This is a genomic window from Microcoleus sp. SVA1B4, assembly GCF_036700545.1.
Taxonomy (GTDB): Bacteria; Cyanobacteriota; Cyanobacteriia; order Cyanobacteriales; family Microcoleaceae; genus Microcoleus.
In genome coordinates, this window is the sequence record NZ_JAUBPB010000001.1 from 203,134 (window position 1) to 221,530 (window position 18,397).

Here is an 18,397-nt window from a genome sequence, read left to right on the forward strand (position 1 = left end):
CCCCATTCCCAATTCCCAATTTTTACTTTTTTTGTAGCAACCAATAAGTCATCATATTCCCCTTACCTTTTACCGGAATTACGCCTCGCCTCTCAAACAAATACTTATCTTTCAAAAGCTCATAAGTAACATCAGTAACTTGAATTCTGCCGGCAAAACCCGTAGCTTCCATCCTCGCCGCTACATTCACCGTATCTCCCCACAAATCATAAGTAAACTTGCTCACACCAATCACTCCCGCAACCACCGGCCCGGAATTGATGCCAACGCGAATTGCCAGTTTTTCCCCTGTCTCGGCGCACAACTTTGCTATTTTTTCCTGCATTCCCAGGGCCATTTGGGCGATCGCCTCGGCATGATCCTGTCTCGGCGTAGGCAATCCCCCGACTACCATGTAAGCATCGCCAATAGTCTTAATTTTCTCCACACCGTACTTTTCAGCTAACTGGTCGAAGTGCGAAAAAATTACGTTCAAGCGCTTTACCAACTCGGTGGGAGACATTCTAGCAGACAACTCAGTAAAGCCAACAATATCAGCAAATAAAACACTTACTTGGGCAAAACTGTCGGCGATCGTACTTTGCTCTGCCTTCAAGCGTTCTGCGATTGGTTTGGGTAAAATATTTAACAGCAACTTCTCGCTTTGTTCTTGTTGAATTTTGAGCTCTTCTTGGGCTAACTTGCGCTCTGTAACGTCAGAAACAGTACCCTCATAGTAGATCAGCTCACCTTTTGCATCTCGAACAGCCCGAACATTTTCTGACACCCAAATCCGGCGCCCGTCTTTGCGACATACCATAGATTCAAACCCCGAAACGGCATTTTCAGCATCCATAGCAGCCACAAATTCGCGGCGGCGTTCTGGGTCAACATACAGTTGCTGAGCAATATTGTTAATCTCGGACATCAGTTCTTCTGGCGAGTCGTAACCGTACAATTTTGCCAAAGCTGGATTAGCGCTGAGATAGCCTCCTGAAGGCGTGCTTTGAAAAATGCCTTCCATCGCATTTTCTACAATGCTGTGATATTTTTCTTGGGCAATACGTAGCAATTCTTCTGCTTGTTTCCGCTGAATCAAAGAACCTAATTGAGTGCCTACCGCATTGAAAACGTCTATAAATTGTGCGTCTTTCCCTTCCGACGAAATTTTAAAGAAAACTAGCACTGCCAATACTTCATCGCCTACCAAAATCGGCACACCAAAACCCGCTTTGAATCCGAGTTCTAGTGCTATTTGACTTCGGAAAAAATGCGGGTAGCCCCTGGAAATATCTTCTACCCATTCCGGTTGCTTGGATGCCCAAACTCGTCCCGGCAGGCCTATATTCATGGCAAATGTCAGTTGTTCGCTTTGCTTGCGGAACGCATCCATCCTCGCGTTGCTGGCATACCAGCCCCTGGCAGATTGCAGCACAGTTGCTTCTGCATTGGGAATCCAAGCTTCTCCTACATCCCATCCGATTGTTTCGCCCACTTGGTGCAAAATTACTTCTAAAGCTGAGTGAAAGTCTACAGCTTCGCCGATCGCCCGCGTCGTTTCCAGCAAAAACCGGATTGATTCTTCAGCCCGCTGCCGTTCTGCGATTTCTTCCTGCAATCTAGAATTGCGATCGTGCAGTTCCCTAGCTTGCAGTTGCAGTTTGCATTGCAGCGAACGAAGAGAAAGTTGGTTTTGGACGCGGGCTAAGACTTCTTCTACTTGAAACGGTTTAGTAATATAATCCACTCCTCCTACTTGAAAAGCTTTAACTTTTTCCAGCACGTCATCTAGCGCACTAATAAAAATTACCGGAATATCTTGAGTTTTTTCGCTTAACTTTAACTGCTCACAAACTTCATACCCGTTCATTTGTGGCATATTAATATCTAGTAAAATTAGATCGGGAGGAGATATTTGTGCCCCTTGCAAAGCCAAGTGTCCGTTAATAGCCTTCCTGACATGATACCCGTAAGATGTCAGCATAGTGGATAAAAGTCGCAAATTATCCGGCATATCGTCAACGATCAGAATGTCTTTACGAGTCGCTGATAATGGATGGTCGTTCATCATAATATAATTGAGTTAAATCGATAATGATATCTATCCGAAAATTATCGACTAAATCTGTTAAAGCGTTAGCGAGATTTGCCTCAGTTTCGGGAATTTCCTTGATCAGATCGAGGATGCGGTTGTCGTCAACACAAAGTGCTGCTCGGTGCAACTCGACCACCCAGTCTGTGGGCATTACACTCAAATCCTCGGTGGTCAAACTTTTAAGCAGCGTCGGTGTAGAAAAAGAAGTAGATAAGTTCTCTTTTTCATAAATATAACGCAGGTTGAGATGATGCGCTATCTTTTCAAAGAGTACCTCTTCCCGAAACGGTTTACATATCAAATCGTTACAACCAGCAGACAAAATTATTTGTCGCTGCTCATCAAAAGCACTGGCTGTCAAGGCAATAATTATTGTTTCTTTACCTTCGAGAGTTTTCTTAATCTCTCTTGTCGCTTCATACCCATCTATCACGGGCATCAGCATATCCATTAATATCAAGTGCGGCTTCCAAGTTGAATGCAAAGCAATTGCTTCTTGACCGTTAGTTGCTTCCCGGACTTCAAATCCCAGGGGAACCAGCAGCTTAAGCAGCAGTTGGCGATTTTCCGTTACATCTTCAACTATTAATATCCGATAAATGTCTTGTCCTGCTTCTAAACCAATAACTTGTTTAATCGGTGGTTTTTCTTGCTCATCACTTTCTGTCACTAAGTTAACCCAGATATTAAAGCTAAAAATTGTGCCTTGGCCGAGTTGACTTTCAACAGCAATATCACCTCCCATAATGCGGACAAATTGTTGGCTAATCGGCAATCCCAGACCAGTTCCCTGCATGGATTTCCGACCAGTTTCGGTTTGTACAAAGGGCTTGAATAATGTGGAAAGTTCCGAGGGAGAAATGCCGGGTCCCGTGTCGGCAATTTCAAAATACAATTGGGATTTGTTTTCTTCTATGACGTCTTTTTCAGCGTGGCTACTGACGCGCAAAGTAACGGTTCCGTGTTGAGTAAATTTAATTGCATTGCCGAGTAGGTTAATTAAAACTTGCCGCAATTTAGCTTCGTCTGTTTGAATGTACTGCGGCAAATTATGGGAATTTTCAAAAATTAGATACAAGCCTTTTGAGTTGGCTTTTAGTTGCAGCATTTCTTTGAGACTGTTGAGAAAGTCGTAGAGATTAAAGCGGCTAGGATTGATAGTAATTTGACCTGCTTCTATTTTGGACATTGACAAAACATCATTGATGAGTTCTAGCAAATGTTCGCCGCTGCGGTTAATAATTTCTATGTATTCTTTTTGTTCTTCCGTGATAGAACTGTTGCGGGCCATGACTTGGGAAAAACCGAGAATGGCGTTGAGAGGCGTGCGAAGTTCGTGGCTCATGGAAGCTAGAAATTGGCTTTTGGCGCGGTTGGCAACTTCGGCGTTTTCTTTGGATTTAATCAGCTCCATGGACTGCCTTTGAGTGCGGGCAAGCAGTTCCGCTTGCTGTAATGCTACTCCTAGCTGAGTACCTACATCAACTGCAACGTTGATTTCAGCTTCACTCCACTGGCGGGGGGCAGAATTTTGATAGGATGCTAGTAATCCCCAGAGCTTTTTTCCAGAAAAAATTGGTACAATAATGTATGATTTAGCTTGAAATTTTTCTAGCAACTGGATGTAACAATTATCGAAACCTTGCTTGTAAATATCTGGGACACAAAGGTAAGTTTTACCTCGGCTGTATGCTCCGCCTTTGGTTTGTTGCAAATAGGTATCGTGGACTTCTGGTGAGATACTATCTAATTTTTGGACTAGGCAAAGTTCGCTGTCTAAAGCGCCTTCAGTAAGGTTAGAATCTGTATCCTGTGCTTGGATGAAAGAAACCCACTTGCGATCAAGGGATTCGGCTACAAATTCGCCACTCCAGTCTGGATTGAAACGGTAAATAGCGACTCGATCGCACTTCATGGTTTGGCGCAATTCTCGGGTTGTGGCGTGAAAAATTTCTCGGATATCTAAAGTCTGCCGCATTCTTTCAATGATGCGGGCGATCGCTCTTTGTCGTAAAGCACTTTCTTGCAGTTCGGTTTCTGCTTGCTTGCGTTCGGTAATATCTACAGCCATTAAAGCAATGCCGATCGCTGTACCGTTATCGTCAATTAGCTGAGTATTATACCACTCGCAGATGATAATTCTGCCGTCTTTAGTCAGATTTTCAGTAGTCCCGCTGGATTTGGCGTTCAAGTCGTGATTGGAAATCTCAGATAATTGCGGTTGATAGCTTTCAGGTACGATCAAATCGGAGGCAACTCGACCAATCGCTTCTTGCTCACTGTAGCCAAAAATAGCAACGGCTGCGGGATTCCAAGTAATAATTTCAAAATTGAGGTTTAACTCGATAATGGCGATCGGCGTTTGCTGCAATAAAAATGAGATTCTTTGTTGGGATGCTAGCAGTTTTTCTTCGGCTAATTTGCGGTCTGTGATGTCATTAGCAGTGCCGAGAATTTGTTTGGGTTTACCATCGGCTGTTCTGAGAAATACTGTATCCCAACTGTGCATCCACCGCCATTCACCGTTTTTGTGTTTCATTCGGTATTGACATTCAACGACATCACCGTCTTTGGCTTGATCAACTTTTTGTACGCTATCAAAAAAATTTGGCAAATCGTCGGAGTTGAGCAGAATTGGCATCATTGCTGTACCCATATCTTGTATTTCTTGGGCGGTATATCCGAGCATCGTCGAAATTTGTCGATTGGCATAAACATTCCGCTGTTCAATTACATCGTAAACGTACAACAGGTTGGGATTGGAATCGGCGATTGCTTGAATGAAGTGCTGGCTTTCTCTGAGTGCGGATTCTGTTTGTTTACGAACGCTAATATCTCGCGCCACAATAATCACTGAATCTGGAGTCAGCGGAGAAACTTTAGCATCGAGGCAAACGTCGCGCTCTCCGACTTTAAAGCTATATTCAACATTGATAGTTTGCTTCGTTTTTAGAGCTTGTTGGATGGCATCTAATACTAAATCTGCTATAGGTTTCGGCAAGACTTCGTGGGCGGTTTTGTCAATCATTTCGCTGGGAGGTTTCACCAAATTCGTTGATGCTGTCGGGGCGATTTTGATACAGCGCCCTTCTGCATTTCTCACTAAAACTGTGTCAGTCATGGCGGCAAAAATCGCCCGCAATTCTGCTTCAGATTCTTGCAGAGCTTGCTCGGCGCGGACACGGGTGCGAATTTCTGCTTGCAGCACTTTATTTTGTCGATCGAGCTGCTGAATTCGGTTTTTTTCTCGTTCGATCAGTTTAGCTTGAGCGATAGCGAGCCCTACTTGAGCAGCCACAGCTTCTAATAAGTCGATTTCCTCTGAAGTCCATTCCCGGTAGCGATCGCACTGGTGCAAACAGATAGCACCGTTTGCCCGGCCTTGGTAGGAAGTGCGAATTGCCAGCATCGATTTTAACCCAACCTTCTGGCAAATCGGTTGAACAGCTTGCAAAAGAGGGTCTGAATAAACATTGTTGGAGGCGATCGCCAGATCTTGTATCATCATTTGTATGACGTGAGGATTGCCCCAAATTGGAACAGGTACGTTCCGAATAGATTCGCAATCGGGTTCGAGATACTCTGCAGCCAGAGGAATATCGACTTGGGGGGTAGTAACGTAAGTATGAATCAAACAGCGATTGACGCAGAATGCCAGACCGACTTGAGTGGCAGCTATTTGAAATATTTGTTCTGGCTGCAAGCTTGAGCGAATTTCTTGAGTTATTTTTGCAATCAGCAATTCTCGCTGAACTTGCCGTTCTAAAGCAGCTTTAGCTCCAGCCATTTCTATTTCTGCGTGCTTGCGCTCGCTGATATCAAAAAGTACGCCATACCAAACAATATCGCCATTATCGCGCATTTCTGGTCGAGAATTAGATTGGAGCCATTTGAGTTTACCCGACGGCGTAACAATCCGCCATTCACAGGCAAAAGGTTCTAAAGTTTGGGCGCTAGTAGCAATTTGTTTTACCAGATATTCGTGGTCATCTGGATGATTTTGATCGAAGCAAAAGTCGGGACATTTTAATATTTCCTCACTCTCTAATTCGTAAATCTCCCGACAAGCATAACTAATATATTCAAACTTAAAATTTCCCTCTGGTTTCTTGATAAATTGATAAAGAACTCCCGGTATATTGACCGCCAATTTTTGCAACCGCGCTTTGCTTTCCCGGAGTGATTGTTCTGTTCGCTTGCGAAATTCTACCTCTTGTTGCAGTTGGGCATTCTGCTGTTTTAATTGTTTTGATAGCTGTTGTATAGTCAATTGACTTTCGATCCTCACTAAAACTTCTTCCACTTGAAAAGGCTTAGTAATGTAGTCAACACCGCCGACTTCAAAAGCTTTGACTTTGTGAAAAGTCTCCTCAAAAACACTCAAAAAAATAACCGGAATTTCCTTAGTTTTTTCGTTGGATTTCAGTCTAGCACAGACTTCATATCCGTTCATTTTGGGCATAGCAATATCTAGCAAAATCAAGTCTGGGAGAACTGCTAAATTAGCATTGACCGCCATTTCTCCCGAAATCGCCCGCTGAACTTTATACCCTTCTTTCGTCAATATATTTGATATAAACCGCAGGTTGTGGGGCTGATCGTCAATAATTAAAATGTGAATACTTTCTTTGTCAAATATCATTTTTTGTCTGGTCATTGTGATTTTTTTATTTCTAGCAGCAGATTGATGATTTAATATATTTAGCGATTTCTTCCGCTCATCATTATTTATTAAACATTTTTACACTCAGCAAATAGAGGATTAACTTTAGATATTAGCCATCAACTAACGCACCTTATGTTTTTTCAATTTCTTGGTTGCTTCTCTTAATTCTTCACTCAAAATAACCGTACTTAACTACATTTTGTTGTCAAAAGAAATCGCCTGATTTGCTGTACAAATTAACTTGGCTGAAAAACAATCATCGCTTAGGCACTCCAGACCAAAGCAACCGGGTTTCTTAACTTTGTTCAATGGCTGCGACAAAGTATTTTCGTACAACCCGGTTGATTCGCCCAGGACAGTTTCTTGCTGGAGTTTAGCATTAAAATTGCCCGGAGGATAACACAACTTTCTGGACATTTTGCTCGCACGTTCAAAGGGTTTTAGCACAGATACACACATGGACATACCACGAGGTGAAGAAACCGTTTTTGACTCTTGTCGCTGCAACAAAGTATGGCTGTGAAAAACCTCGGTTTTGACCCACCGACTCCTGAGTCTTAAGATATTTATAGGTAACTAAGAGTATATAATAGCAATCCACCCCGCACCCAAAGCTTACCCTATAAAATATTTTCTCGGTCTTTTCTAGGCTAGCAATTCCTTAAGTTTAGCAATATTTTCATTGCTCAAGTAAATTTTAATTTCTAGTTCTTGATCGGATTCCCACAGCAGCAGCAGATTATCTTCGGCTAAGGCTATTTCGGGATTGTTTAATTCAAGTGTTTGATATTTAACTTCGGGAATTCCTACGCGAATTACCAGTTCCGCTTCCAACTGAGGATAGATGTACAATTGCTGTTGCAAGTTGTCAAGTTCTAATTTGTCAACAGTGTTGTTACGTTGGACAGGAGAATCTGGTTTGTACCAATAGAGAGTTTCCTCCCGAATTTCGGGATTGACTATCACAAATGTTTCGTCAAAACGCTGGGGGTGCCAGTGAATTTCGCTCAAACCGCCGATTTGCGGAATCAGTCGCTCTACCCAGCTAATTTCTTTCCCGTTCAGGTTTCCCCACCACTGACTGATATTATCGAGATTGTCAGCATTTTCGGGGTCGGTGCTGCCGGACTGCCAGACTGTTTTTAGTTGTTGCATATACAAGTTCTCCAGCGAATTTAAATTTGAGATTGCAGGCGCTCAATTGGAGATTCATTCGTTATACAATAATTTTAATGGACTTACCAATTATTTACCACGAAGATTACGTTGCACCCCTGCCACCGGATCACCGCTTCCCGATGGCAAAGTTTCGGATGCTTTACCAGATGCTGCTCGCGGACGGGGTAGCAGATAAATCGCAATTTCACGCTCCCGAACTTCCCCCTCAAGAATGGATTGAATTAGTCCACGACCACTCCTATGTTCAAGCTTACTGCAACGGGACGCTGGATAACAAAGCGACTCGGCGAATTGGTCTGCCTTGGAGTCGCGCCCTTGCTAATCGCACTTGCACTGCGGTTGCAGGAACTGTACTAACTGCAAAGCTCGCTTTAGACTACGGTTTGGCTTGCAATACTGCGGGCGGAACTCATCACGCCTTCCCTGCTTTTGGGTCTGGTTTTTGTATTTTTAATGATTTGGCGATCGCCTCTCGCGTCTTGCAAAAAAATGGTTTAGTTCGCAAAGTTTTAATTGTCGATTTAGATGTCCACCAAGGAGACGGAACCGCCGTAATATTTCAAGATGACAGCAGTGTTTTTACTTTCTCGATGCACTGCGAAGTCAATTTTCCCGGCACTAAACAAAAGGGCGATTTAGATGTACCTTTGCCTGTGGGTATGGAGGACGACGAATATTTACAAACCTTGGATAAATTCTTACCAGATTTGCTTTCAAATGTCAAGCCCGACTTAGTTTTATACGATGCTGGAGTAGACCCTCATCACGGTGACAAACTGGGAAAATTAGCTTTAACTGATACGGGCTTATTTCGCCGGGAAATGCAAGTTTTGATGGCGTGTTTGGCCGGCGGCTATCCCGTTGCCTGCGTGATTGGCGGGGGCTATTCCGATGACGCTAAGGGGTTAGTTTACCGACATTCGCTGCTGCACCGAGCTGCCAGTCAAGCCTACAGGCAGTATCGACTTTGATCCAGCAAGAGTCCGGACACTTTTTCTATTGCCCAATGGCTTATTCTTACTTGACTTTGAGGCTAGCGTAAATAATGAAATCAAAGTCATCTTTACCCCTGACGCGGCATTTAATTCGACTTTTTTATGCTGCTTGCCCTGTAAGGCTTGTAGTATAGTTCCAAAAACTGTGCGGAATATTGACCCAGATTGGGGAGATTTAATATGGACTTCAGTATTCTTTGGCGATATGATTGCGTGTTTAGGGTGTCAATTAATACTAAAAACAGGCTAAAGTGGCATTAAAATAGATATATCGCATTCAATCCTAGTGTATTTTATGGACTCCAACTCGTTAAATATCACAGAAGATGGGGCCAAAGAACCGACTTTGATGCCCATAGACAAGCACTACCTGCTAGTCCTCAACATCCCATCCTTCCGCGACTCCAAAGGCTGCAGGTATCTCGATTTAATGTGGGCTAAAGACCTAACTCAACACTTTAAGTATTTGAAAAACTTCACGCTAGCATCTCCGTGCGTGCGAGAAACCCTCCCCGAAAATACCATAGAGGTGGATTCGGAAACATCATTTGCTGATGCTAAATTTATTGACCTTCCCTCCCCAAATAGCTTGGCCAAAGGAATATTTCTGCTGCCGGCAACGGTTGCCCAGCTTTGGGGCGCGATCGCATCTTCAGATATCGTACATAGCGGCGTAGCAGGCTGGCCGATTCCGATGGCATGGTTAGTGACGCCCATAGTCCTGATACAGCGGAAACCATACCTGCTCATAGTCGAGTCCGCACCGTGGCGGCTGCAGCCGGGAACCCCTGCCAGCATTAAAGCCAAAATTCAAGCTTACATATACGAAACATTGAATCGCTGGTGCATCAACAGCGCCGACTTGACAATCTTTACACAGGGAGAATATCAGCAAAGTTTATTAAAAAAACCACACAAAAAAAGTCACATAATTCACGCTTCGTGGATAGATGAAGAAAATATTATTTCGGAAGCAGAGGCGACTAAAATATGGCAGGAAAAACTGTCAGCCTCGCCCAAACAACTAAAAATTCTATTTGCGGGCAGATTGCATCCACAGAAAGGTCTGTTAGTTCTCCTAGAAGCAATGAAAATCTTGGACGAGGAAAACATTGCCGTCAAGCTGGACATACTAGGTGAAGGCGAACTGTTAAGCAACTGCCAAGCAGCCAGCAAGGCAATGCAAAAATCCGTACAGATCGAACTTTTGGGAACTATTCCTTACGGGAGAGAATTCTTCAGCCGGCTGCAACAATATCATGCTGTTGTGGTTCCCAGCACCTCAGACGAACAGCCCAGAATAGTATACGATGCTTATTCCCAGGCTGTATCGGTACTGGCAAACAACACTGCCGGACTCCGCGACTGCATCGAAAACGGCATCACAGGCTTGATCGGTAATTGCAATGACCCAGTTGATTTAGCAAACTTGCTCAAACAGTCGGGAGAAAACTTGAACCTACTTCAAAATATGGGCATGGCAGGTCTGAAACAGGCTCGCAGCCTGACTCACGAAGAAATGCACCGGCAGCGGTGGCAGCTTTTGTTAAGTATGTTGGAGCAATGAAAAAAGTAAGTAGGTAGGCGCAAATAAACCTGGCTGTGTAAAGGAATGTAAAGCTGTCAGAAGCTTTGGGATTGCTTCGTTTCACGGAGTTACCCTCGCTTTTGACTACTTGTGTATTTTCCGACTCATCTACTTAAGCGATACCTGTACTCCGGGCGATCGCTCCAGCTTGCCAGATGGGTACAACTTGAGCTAAAAAGTTGTTAAACAAACAACGGTACTTATGTCGAAGGCCAGCGAGTCCAATCACCCCTATCCACTGCTGGTTGTCATTGTTAACTACCGAACCTCTAGTTTGACAATTGACTGCTTGCGCTCTCTAGTTAGCGAAGTTCAATCGCTGCCCGGTATGCGAGTTGTAGTTGGCGACAATGCTTCAGGCGATCGCTCTGTCGAAGAAATTAGTAGTGCGATCGCCTCAGAAGGCTGGAATGAATGGGCATCCTTCGTTCCCCTAGAGCGCAACGGCGGATTTGCTTTCGGCAACAACGCCCTGATCCGTCCCGCCCTCCAATCCACCAATCCCCCCCCTTACTTCCTGCTGCTTAACCCAGACACCATAGTTCGCCCAGGTGCCTTAAAAGCCCTCGTCGATTTCATGGACACTCATCCCGAAGCCGGCATCGCCGGCAGCCGCTTGGAAGACCCCGACGGCACGCCCCAGGAGTCAGCTTTTCGGTTTCACAACATCTTGACAGAACTCGATTTTGGTTGGCGGACAGGCTTTATATCCAAGTTATTAGCCAACTGGGCCGCAGCGCCTCCGATTTCCCAAGAAACCTGTCAAACTGATTGGGTAGCTGGAGCCAGCATGATCGTCCGTCGCGAAGTATTTGAAAAGATTGGCTTGATGGATGAAGCTTATTTCATGTACTGCGAAGAAATGGACTTTTGTCTGCAAGCGAACAAAGCTGGCTGGAGTTGCTGGTACGTACCTGAAAGTCGCGTTGTGCACTTAGTCGGCCAAAGCTCAGGCGTCACTGACACCAAAAAGCCCGCCAAGCGGCTGCCTACCTATTGGTTTGATTCCCGGCGTAGGTACTTTATCAAAAACTACGGCTTGGTTTACACAGCATTAACTGATGTATCCTGGGCTTCGGGTTTTGCAGCCTGGAGGGTGCGTCGCGTACTTCAAGGCAAACCCGATGGCGATCCACCACAATTGCTGAGAGATTTTGTATTAAATAGTGTATTTTTTAAGGGGGGTAAGATTGAAAAATCCAAAAACTTTTAAAGGGAGTTGGTAAATGGGTCAAAGCCAACTAAACCAGGTTAGCCTAGGCAAGCAAAATATTTTATGATGCAGCTGAGGAATTAGTATTCTCGATCAATAAAACCGGATTGCTCCTTCCTCACAAACCTGATAGACCCATTAATATCGTCGGCATCTAGCAATAGAGTAAACAATAAATAATGTGAATTAGAGCTTATGGTAACTGAGCAAAACTTAATCACCACTGAAAATCAAGTAGAAGACCCCGGCCTGGGACTGTGGCAGCAAATTAAAGAAGACTGGATTGCTCATGGTCGAGATTGGACAAAACCGGGATTTCGCGCCGTAGCAGTGCAGCGTTTTGGCGTCTGGAGAATGCAGGTAGAACCGAAATTACTGCGAGCTCCTTTGAGCATTATTTATCGAGCACTCTACCGAAAAGTCCGCAATAGTTACGGGATAGACTTGCCTTACACTGTGAAGCTCGGTCGTCGCGTGGTGATTGAACATCAAAACGCTATTATTATTCACGGATATTGTACGATCGGCGACGACTGCATTATCCGCCAAGGTGTAACGTTGGGAAACCGCTATTTGGACAAGCCGCTGGAATCCCCTCAATTGGGCGATCGGGTTAACGTCGGCGCTGGTGCAAAAATCCTCGGAAAAGTAAACTTGGGAGACGACGTAAATATCGGTGCTAATGCTGTAGTTTTATCAGATATTCCCGCAGGCAAAACAGCAGTAGGTATTCCTGCCAAGATTCTTCAATCTACCAAAAACCAGGAAAATGCTTAGATCTATATTGCAAAAAATTATCCGCCATCTTGCGATGCGTTACGGCAAGTTCCGTGGCCTTTACATCCAATTCTGTAACGCCTGTGCCCAAGAATACACAGAATTTCTCCCCCGCCATGGCAACTTGTAAGCGCTAGGCGAAAATTGCAGCATCTGGCTCAATACGGTCTTTGGAGATCCCGCCTACGTCCGCATCGGCAACAATGTTCACTTCTCCTCTTATACCGTGCTCGGCCACGACGGCTCGATCGCCATGCTTAACCGGGCTTACAACGTTAAACTAGATGCCGTAGGCAAGATACCTCTCTTCTGTCACTAAGCGGCAGAAGAAAATAAGAATTCACTCTCATTTATTAAGTAAGAGAAGGGATTTGGGTAAAAATTCATTAACGCTCTTAATCGAGCCCAGCCTGTAGATAATTGTGGAATCGGAAAAATTTTTAGCCACTGTTGTATCAAGTTAAAGCTAATTAAAGCTTGTAATATTAATCTCAAATTGTTTAGATGCCTCTTCCAACTTTTTTTTTCATCAAGCGTCTTGATGTTGCTCAAAGCGGTGGAGAAGTGAGAAGTTTTTTGCGGATAAAGAGCTGGGTGATGGAGTCTGGGAGTTAACGGCTCTATTAGACCTAGTATAGAGGCCGATCATCACGTAAGCACTACAAACGATTTCCCACCATTTTTCAATCTGTGAATATTGGGTGACTCGGAAATCCGCCCACCCTAATTCACTCTTACTTTGTCGAAAACCATATTCAATCCAAGTCGTATTTCCATACAAATTCCCAACTTCTTTAGCTAAGACTCCCGGAATTTGTGTCATCATATACCAGGTTGAGTTTTCGGAAATGGTATCTATATCTGTTGTGATTTCCCAGTAACGCAATGCTCTCTTTTTTCCATAAATAATTTCTCGAATATAGCAATCCTCGCATCATTTGTAAAAATATGTAGGGGTAGTGCTACCCCTACTCCCCGTGCCTACCCCAGCCTGCATCGGGGCAACCACAGGGGGTTTGCCCCTACAAGAATTACACGAATCATTTAGGATTGCTATATAGCGCCATACGGTTCAGTTAAGCTCGATCCCCTCGGCGCCAAGGGCGGTCACTCTTACAGCACTTCCGGGTGTTATGAGGTACAATAAGAATAGATTAAAAAATACACCAATGAAAGCATATTTAGTAAATTTGCTTTCCAAAAATAGTAGCAGCCCATCAAGATCAGAAGCTGTCGATCAGAAAAACAGCAGCGATATTTTCCGTCAGTAAAAGCTTAGTTCAAAAACTGGTCAAGCAACAAAAAATCGAGGGGAATTTACAGCCGAAACGAGAGTGGGAAACCGAGATATAGTCATTTGAATAATTCCACAGCTTCTTTGAGAGAAATAGTGGCAGCACATCCCGATGCAACCTTACTAGAATTGTGTGAGTTATTTGCCCAGAAGAATCGTAAAAAAAAACAGTGATCGGTAGCCAAGCCGGCACTGAAAGAGTCATGAAGTTAAGGTTAGATTATTGGTAAAAACTCAAGCATATCGACCCAAAAAATCTAGTCTTTTTAGATGAGACTGGAGTATTACGCTTGTTTAACCAGAAGTCATGCACGTTCACAACGAGGAACGAGAGTCTATGCGGTTAAACCTTTTTACCGAGGGAAAAAAGTCACAGTAATTGGTGCAATTAGTTTGAAGCGAGTAGTGGCACTCATGACAATGGATAACTCAATGGATGGCAAAGCATTTGAGGTATTTATTGAGCAATGTTTAGTGCCACAATTGTGGTCGGGAGCAGTAGACGTGAATTGATAATTTACCCGCGCATAAAGTAGATTCAATTAAGCCTATGATTGAAGCGGTGGGTGCTTCTATCTTGTGTTTTTCCCCATACTCTCCTGATTTTAATCCAATTGAATTATGGTGGTCGCAACTCAAATCTTTCTCGATCCATTTGTCACCAACCACCACTAAAATGGTTGACACCATAATTTCTGTGGCTCTTGACTTAATTAATCCGAAACATCTTAAAAACTGGTTTACTAATTGCTGCTACTGTACCTCATAACATCCAGAAGTGCTGTATGCTATTTATAGGGCGATTAGGTCATTGGTTTGTGTTAATATGCTAAAATATCAAACAACCACGCGGTAATAATTAGGTGGACAAACTTCAGACAGATATAGAAGCAATTTACTCTAAAATTGAGGAATTGCGCCTGGAACGCCAGCAGCTTAGTATTGCCGATGTTGTCCCAACGGGTAATTCGCCCCAAGCGATCGCCGATGCTTATCGGCGTCACGCCAGGGAAACAGCACAAGTGTCGGCAGAAGTCAAGGGTATAGATGACGCGATCGCGGCTCTGTCTGCTCAACTGAGTCAGAAACAACAGCAGTCGGTAAAGTTGCAAAGAATCACTCCGATGGAGGAGCAAGTTGAAGAAGGAAGATTACTAGCTCAGGGACACGCGGAACGGATTAATGAACTGGCGGCGGAACTGGCGGCGGAAGTGAAGGGACTCAAAGCCATCGCCGACCAAATTAGTCCCAGCTACTGGCAAGTTTATTACAAGCCTTTTATTACTGGTTTTAAGAGTATTTCTGTTCCCTACGTGCGATCGGACGGGGATGTTTGGACTATTGTCAATCGAGTAGTTTAGAGAGGCTGCGGGAGCAGAAATAATCAGCGCTCAAGACAATTTTTTTCCTGTCCCTACTCCTCCACCTCAACCTCGCAGCAGTTGCTTAATAGTCCCGACCAATTCTTGAGGGTGAAATGGCTTGGCGATGTAAGCGTCGGCTCCTTGTTTCATTCCCCAATAGCGATCGAACTCTTCGCTTTTGCTCGAACACATTACGACAGGCAAATTTTGGGTTTTAGGGTCGCTTTTGAGCCTGCGACAGACTTCGTAGCCGTTCATCCGGGGCATCACGATATCCAGAACGACTAAATCTGGGCGGTTAGCCTTGATTTGCTCTAGAGCTTCTACGCCATCACTCGCTACCGTGACGTTGAGTCCTCTACCTTTGAGCAAGTCGGCGATCATCTCCCGCAGAGTGACGCTATCATCAACAACCATAACTGTACTCATAGAATAATCCCTACCAAGTTTCTGGGTTGAAACGTTCTCATTAACGTTTACACTAACGTTCACCTTCAAAGGTGTCTTTTCCTGATTGAGATTGCGATCTGCTAAATGTAGTTTACCCACTTTTGCTGATTTCTCAATCATTTTCTGAGTAATTACGGCAAAATTTAAAGATCCGCGCAATCTCGGTTGACACACGAGGCTATGTCCGTTAGTCTATCATTTTCTTTCTCAAATGGTACTATTATCAAAAAATCAGGGTATAGCTTGGTTGTGCGTTTCCCGTTGAGGACGGCGGCGCTCGGCCGCGTGCATCAACGGGAGCATCTCAATGAAAGCAGCCCTCCGCTAGAAATTGGAGTTTTGAGGCAGAAGGCAGGAGGAAAGAGGAAGAAGGAAAGAGGAAGAAGGAAAGAAGAAGAAGGAAGGAGCTAGAAGAAGTTTTTTTCCAAATATGAGATGCTCCCTGCATCAACATTTGTCTAATTAGGATTTTTCGTACCTAAAGCCGATAGTTTTTGGTCGTAGAGCGTGTCTAAAACGACCGGGCGTTGGCGGTAGCTGTGACCGGTGTTTTTGCAGCCATTAGCAACGATTCCCAAGACGGAAGCTCCAGAAATTTTTAATTCTTCTAAAACTTTGCGAACTTGCGCTCGGTCCGTTTGCCCAATTTGGACGACCATAATCGTAGCGTCTGTGTGAGCTGCGATCAAGTGGGTGTCTGCCAAGCCTGCTAGTGGCGGGGTGTCATAAATTACTAAGTCAAAAAATGCTTGAAATTGCTCCATCAGATACTGCATTTTTTTGGAAGAAAGAAGCTTGATCGGATCGGGGGGAATTTGGCCTGCGGTGAGTACAAACAAATTTTCTTGGTTCGGGGCTCGTTGAATCGCGTCGTTGAGGCTGATATCTGTGGAGATGGCATCGCCCAGGCCACGCACGTTCGACAGTCCTAACTTAGTGTGCAGTTGGGGGCAACGCAAATCTGCATCTACTAACAATACTCGCTGTCCTACGGCTGCTGCTGTGGCTGCTAGGTGCAAAGCTACTGTAGATTTCCCGTCTCCGGTTACGGCTGAGCCGACTAAGAGCGATCGAATTGCCGTGCCTGCACTCAGCAAGTGAATGTTCGTGTATAGGGATCGAAATGCTTCTAAAAATTGATAGTCCAAGTCGCTCAAAATACTTGGTGCCCCGCTCATCGAACCAGTAGGTCTAGCTTCGACCTGTTCGACTACTTCCACTTTCGAGTTCGATCGAGCCGATGTTAGTTTTCTCTGTCTGGCTGGCGGTCTGCGCTTGACTTTCTTGGTAAACGGAATCACCCCGAGTATTGGCAATCTTGTGGCCATTCTGAGTGATTCTGGAGTGTGGAACACAGTATTTAGTACCTCTACGAGCAAGCCGACGGCTATGCCCAGCAGACTGCTTAAAATTACTGCCAGCGCTAACTGTTTTCTGGTTTGTTTGACGGTAGCTGTTATAGGGTTGCCGAATTTGTCTCGCGGAATTTCCGGAGGATTTATCAGCACCCAGGGTATTTGCTCCTGAGCCGCATCAATTCGCAAGGCTTCTCGTTTTGCCAAGAAGTCCGACAAACTCTTAGTAACTACTTGCAGTTCTCGCTGTAAATTGTCGTATTGTCGGGTTGTAACTGAAAAGTTTCTAATTTTTTGGTTGAGAGCATTTTGCACAGCGGTCATTTCACGATCGCGCGCTTCAATTTCTTTGATTTGGGTCTCTAAATTTCCCATCACCACTTCTTTTGCTTGTTGAGTGGCGGTTAAAATAAGTTCTTCCCGACTTTTTCGCAGCGCTAAAACTGGCAAACTGTCTTCTCTGTACTGAGCTAATTTCATTGACAATTCCGAGTCTATTCTCTGAATTTGACCTAAGAGTCCGCCGTAAGCTTGTCCTTGGGTAATCAGCAGCCCCTGGGGATTATTTTCCTTGAGTAGTTTTTCATAGCTTTGGTAGAGGTTTCGCATCCCTTTTAGCTGAACTCTGATTTCTACTTGCTTGCCGCGAATGCTTTGAACTTGTTCAGACAAAGATTTTCCCTCTATCTGAGGTTCAAATAAGTTGCTCTGCTGCCGCAGTCTTTGGACTTGCAATTGCAGAACTTCTACTCTTTCTCGGAGCTTGGGAAGCTCCGTATCTATAAATTTAATACCTTGATTAATGCCCATCAGCCGTTGCTGCAAGCTGTAGTCTAGATAAGCTTTAGAAATTTTGTCCAATACGTTGTTAATTTTTTTTCTGTCTGCATCTTTGTAGCGAACTTGTAAAATTTTTGTGCCTTGCTGTTTGCCATCTTTCGTGTAGCTGATGCGGTTGATGGACATTTTTGAGATCAGTTCCGTATAGGTCATTTTGGGATACCACGCTCGCAATTCCTCAAGCACGGGCTGCATCAATTTGGGGCTACGCAAAATCCTAATTTGGGTTTCGTAGTCTACTAAGCTAATTCCTTCTATATTAATTCTTGCTAAGTCGGCAGCTTGGGTGTTGTTTAATTGTTTGGACAGCAAACCTTCAGCAGTGGCGGGTTCTACTAACAGGGAAAAGGAGCCTTCATACTCGATCGTTATGCTTTTAGAAGTGGCGACGATCGCTGTTCCTGCCAGGGCGCTCAAAGCAATGGTGGCGGCTGCCATGACCGGGAAGCGACGGCGCACGACGCCTAAGAGCCAGGACAAGTCTAGCTTTTCTTCTTCTCTCTCCTCAACAAAGTGATCTCTGTAGTTCTGAGCAGATAACTCCGGCAGTTTGCCATTCGATTTGGGTGTGAAGGGTTGGTAATCTTGTCTGCTATCCATAT

Annotated in this window: 13 protein-coding genes; 7 read left to right on the forward strand and 6 right to left on the reverse strand. The window is 44.4% G+C overall.

Going from position 1 to position 18,397, the window contains the following annotated elements; translation table 11 throughout:
- Window positions 1-22: 22 nt before the first annotated feature.
- From QT987_RS00820 to QT987_RS00830, 3 genes are all read right to left on the reverse strand, one after another.
- A complete protein-coding gene (locus QT987_RS00820) occupies window positions 23-2,050 on the reverse strand; it encodes an adenylate/guanylate cyclase domain-containing protein (protein ID WP_333236445.1) in 2,028 nt (675 codons plus the stop codon).
- Window positions 2,016-6,731 (reverse strand): response regulator, encoded by a 4,716-nt coding sequence (locus QT987_RS00825; RefSeq protein WP_333236447.1) that lies wholly within the window; start codon window positions 6,729-6,731, stop codon window positions 2,016-2,018. The genes QT987_RS00820 and QT987_RS00825 overlap by 35 nt, the downstream gene beginning before the upstream one ends.
- 654 nt (window positions 6,732-7,385) lie before the next feature.
- Window positions 7,386-7,895 carry a hypothetical protein gene (locus QT987_RS00830; protein WP_333236449.1) on the reverse strand — a complete coding sequence of 170 codons (510 nt, stop codon included), beginning with the start codon at window positions 7,893-7,895 and terminating at the stop codon, window positions 7,386-7,388.
- 77 nt (window positions 7,896-7,972) lie between these two features.
- On the opposite strand from QT987_RS00830, the gene QT987_RS00835 reads away from it, so the two are divergent.
- From QT987_RS00835 to QT987_RS00850, 4 genes are all read left to right on the forward strand, one after another.
- The gene (locus QT987_RS00835) at window positions 7,973-8,890 is read left to right on the forward strand and encodes a histone deacetylase (protein ID WP_333236451.1); all 918 of its coding nucleotides are present in this window, start codon (window positions 7,973-7,975) and stop codon (window positions 8,888-8,890) included.
- A 319-nt stretch (window positions 8,891-9,209) separates the two neighbouring features.
- Window positions 9,210-10,481 carry a glycosyltransferase gene (locus tag QT987_RS00840; RefSeq protein WP_333236453.1) on the forward strand — a complete coding sequence of 424 codons (1,272 nt, stop codon included), beginning with the start codon at window positions 9,210-9,212 and terminating at the stop codon, window positions 10,479-10,481.
- A gap of 223 nt (window positions 10,482-10,704) precedes the next feature.
- Complete coding sequence (locus QT987_RS00845; RefSeq protein WP_333057909.1) at window positions 10,705-11,715, forward strand: glycosyltransferase family 2 protein; 1,011 nt, start codon at window positions 10,705-10,707, stop codon at window positions 11,713-11,715.
- A gap of 195 nt (window positions 11,716-11,910) precedes the next feature.
- Window positions 11,911-12,492 carry a serine acetyltransferase gene (locus tag QT987_RS00850; RefSeq protein ID WP_333236455.1) on the forward strand — a complete coding sequence of 194 codons (582 nt, stop codon included), beginning with the start codon at window positions 11,911-11,913 and terminating at the stop codon, window positions 12,490-12,492.
- 529 nt (window positions 12,493-13,021) lie between these two features.
- On the opposite strand, the gene QT987_RS00855 is transcribed toward QT987_RS00850, so the two are convergent.
- On the reverse strand, window positions 13,022-13,378 hold the full coding sequence (locus tag QT987_RS00855) for a hypothetical protein (protein WP_333236457.1): 357 nt from the start codon (window positions 13,376-13,378) through the stop codon (window positions 13,022-13,024).
- Window positions 13,379-14,056: 678 nt separating this feature from the next.
- On the opposite strand from QT987_RS00855, the gene QT987_RS00860 reads away from it, so the two are divergent.
- From QT987_RS00860 to QT987_RS00865, 3 genes are all read left to right on the forward strand, one after another.
- On the forward strand, window positions 14,057-14,299 hold the full coding sequence (locus tag QT987_RS00860; RefSeq protein WP_333236459.1) for a transposase: 243 nt from the start codon (window positions 14,057-14,059) through the stop codon (window positions 14,297-14,299).
- A complete protein-coding gene (locus QT987_RS29820) occupies window positions 14,295-14,555 on the forward strand; it encodes a transposase (protein ID WP_445299368.1) in 261 nt (86 codons plus the stop codon). The genes QT987_RS00860 and QT987_RS29820 overlap by 5 nt, the downstream gene beginning before the upstream one ends.
- Before the next feature lie 94 nt (window positions 14,556-14,649).
- On the forward strand, window positions 14,650-15,147 hold the full coding sequence (locus QT987_RS00865) for a hypothetical protein (RefSeq protein WP_333236461.1): 498 nt from the start codon (window positions 14,650-14,652) through the stop codon (window positions 15,145-15,147).
- A gap of 66 nt (window positions 15,148-15,213) precedes the next feature.
- Here the strand turns inward: QT987_RS00865 and QT987_RS00870 are convergent, their stop codons facing one another.
- Window positions 15,214-15,579, reverse strand: coding sequence for a response regulator transcription factor (locus QT987_RS00870; protein ID WP_039886668.1), 366 nt, complete (start codon window positions 15,577-15,579; stop codon window positions 15,214-15,216).
- Between the two features lie 479 nt (window positions 15,580-16,058).
- The gene (locus QT987_RS00875) at window positions 16,059-18,395 is read right to left on the reverse strand and encodes a polysaccharide biosynthesis tyrosine autokinase (protein WP_333236463.1); all 2,337 of its coding nucleotides are present in this window, start codon (window positions 18,393-18,395) and stop codon (window positions 16,059-16,061) included.
- Window positions 18,396-18,397 lie beyond the last annotated feature (2 nt).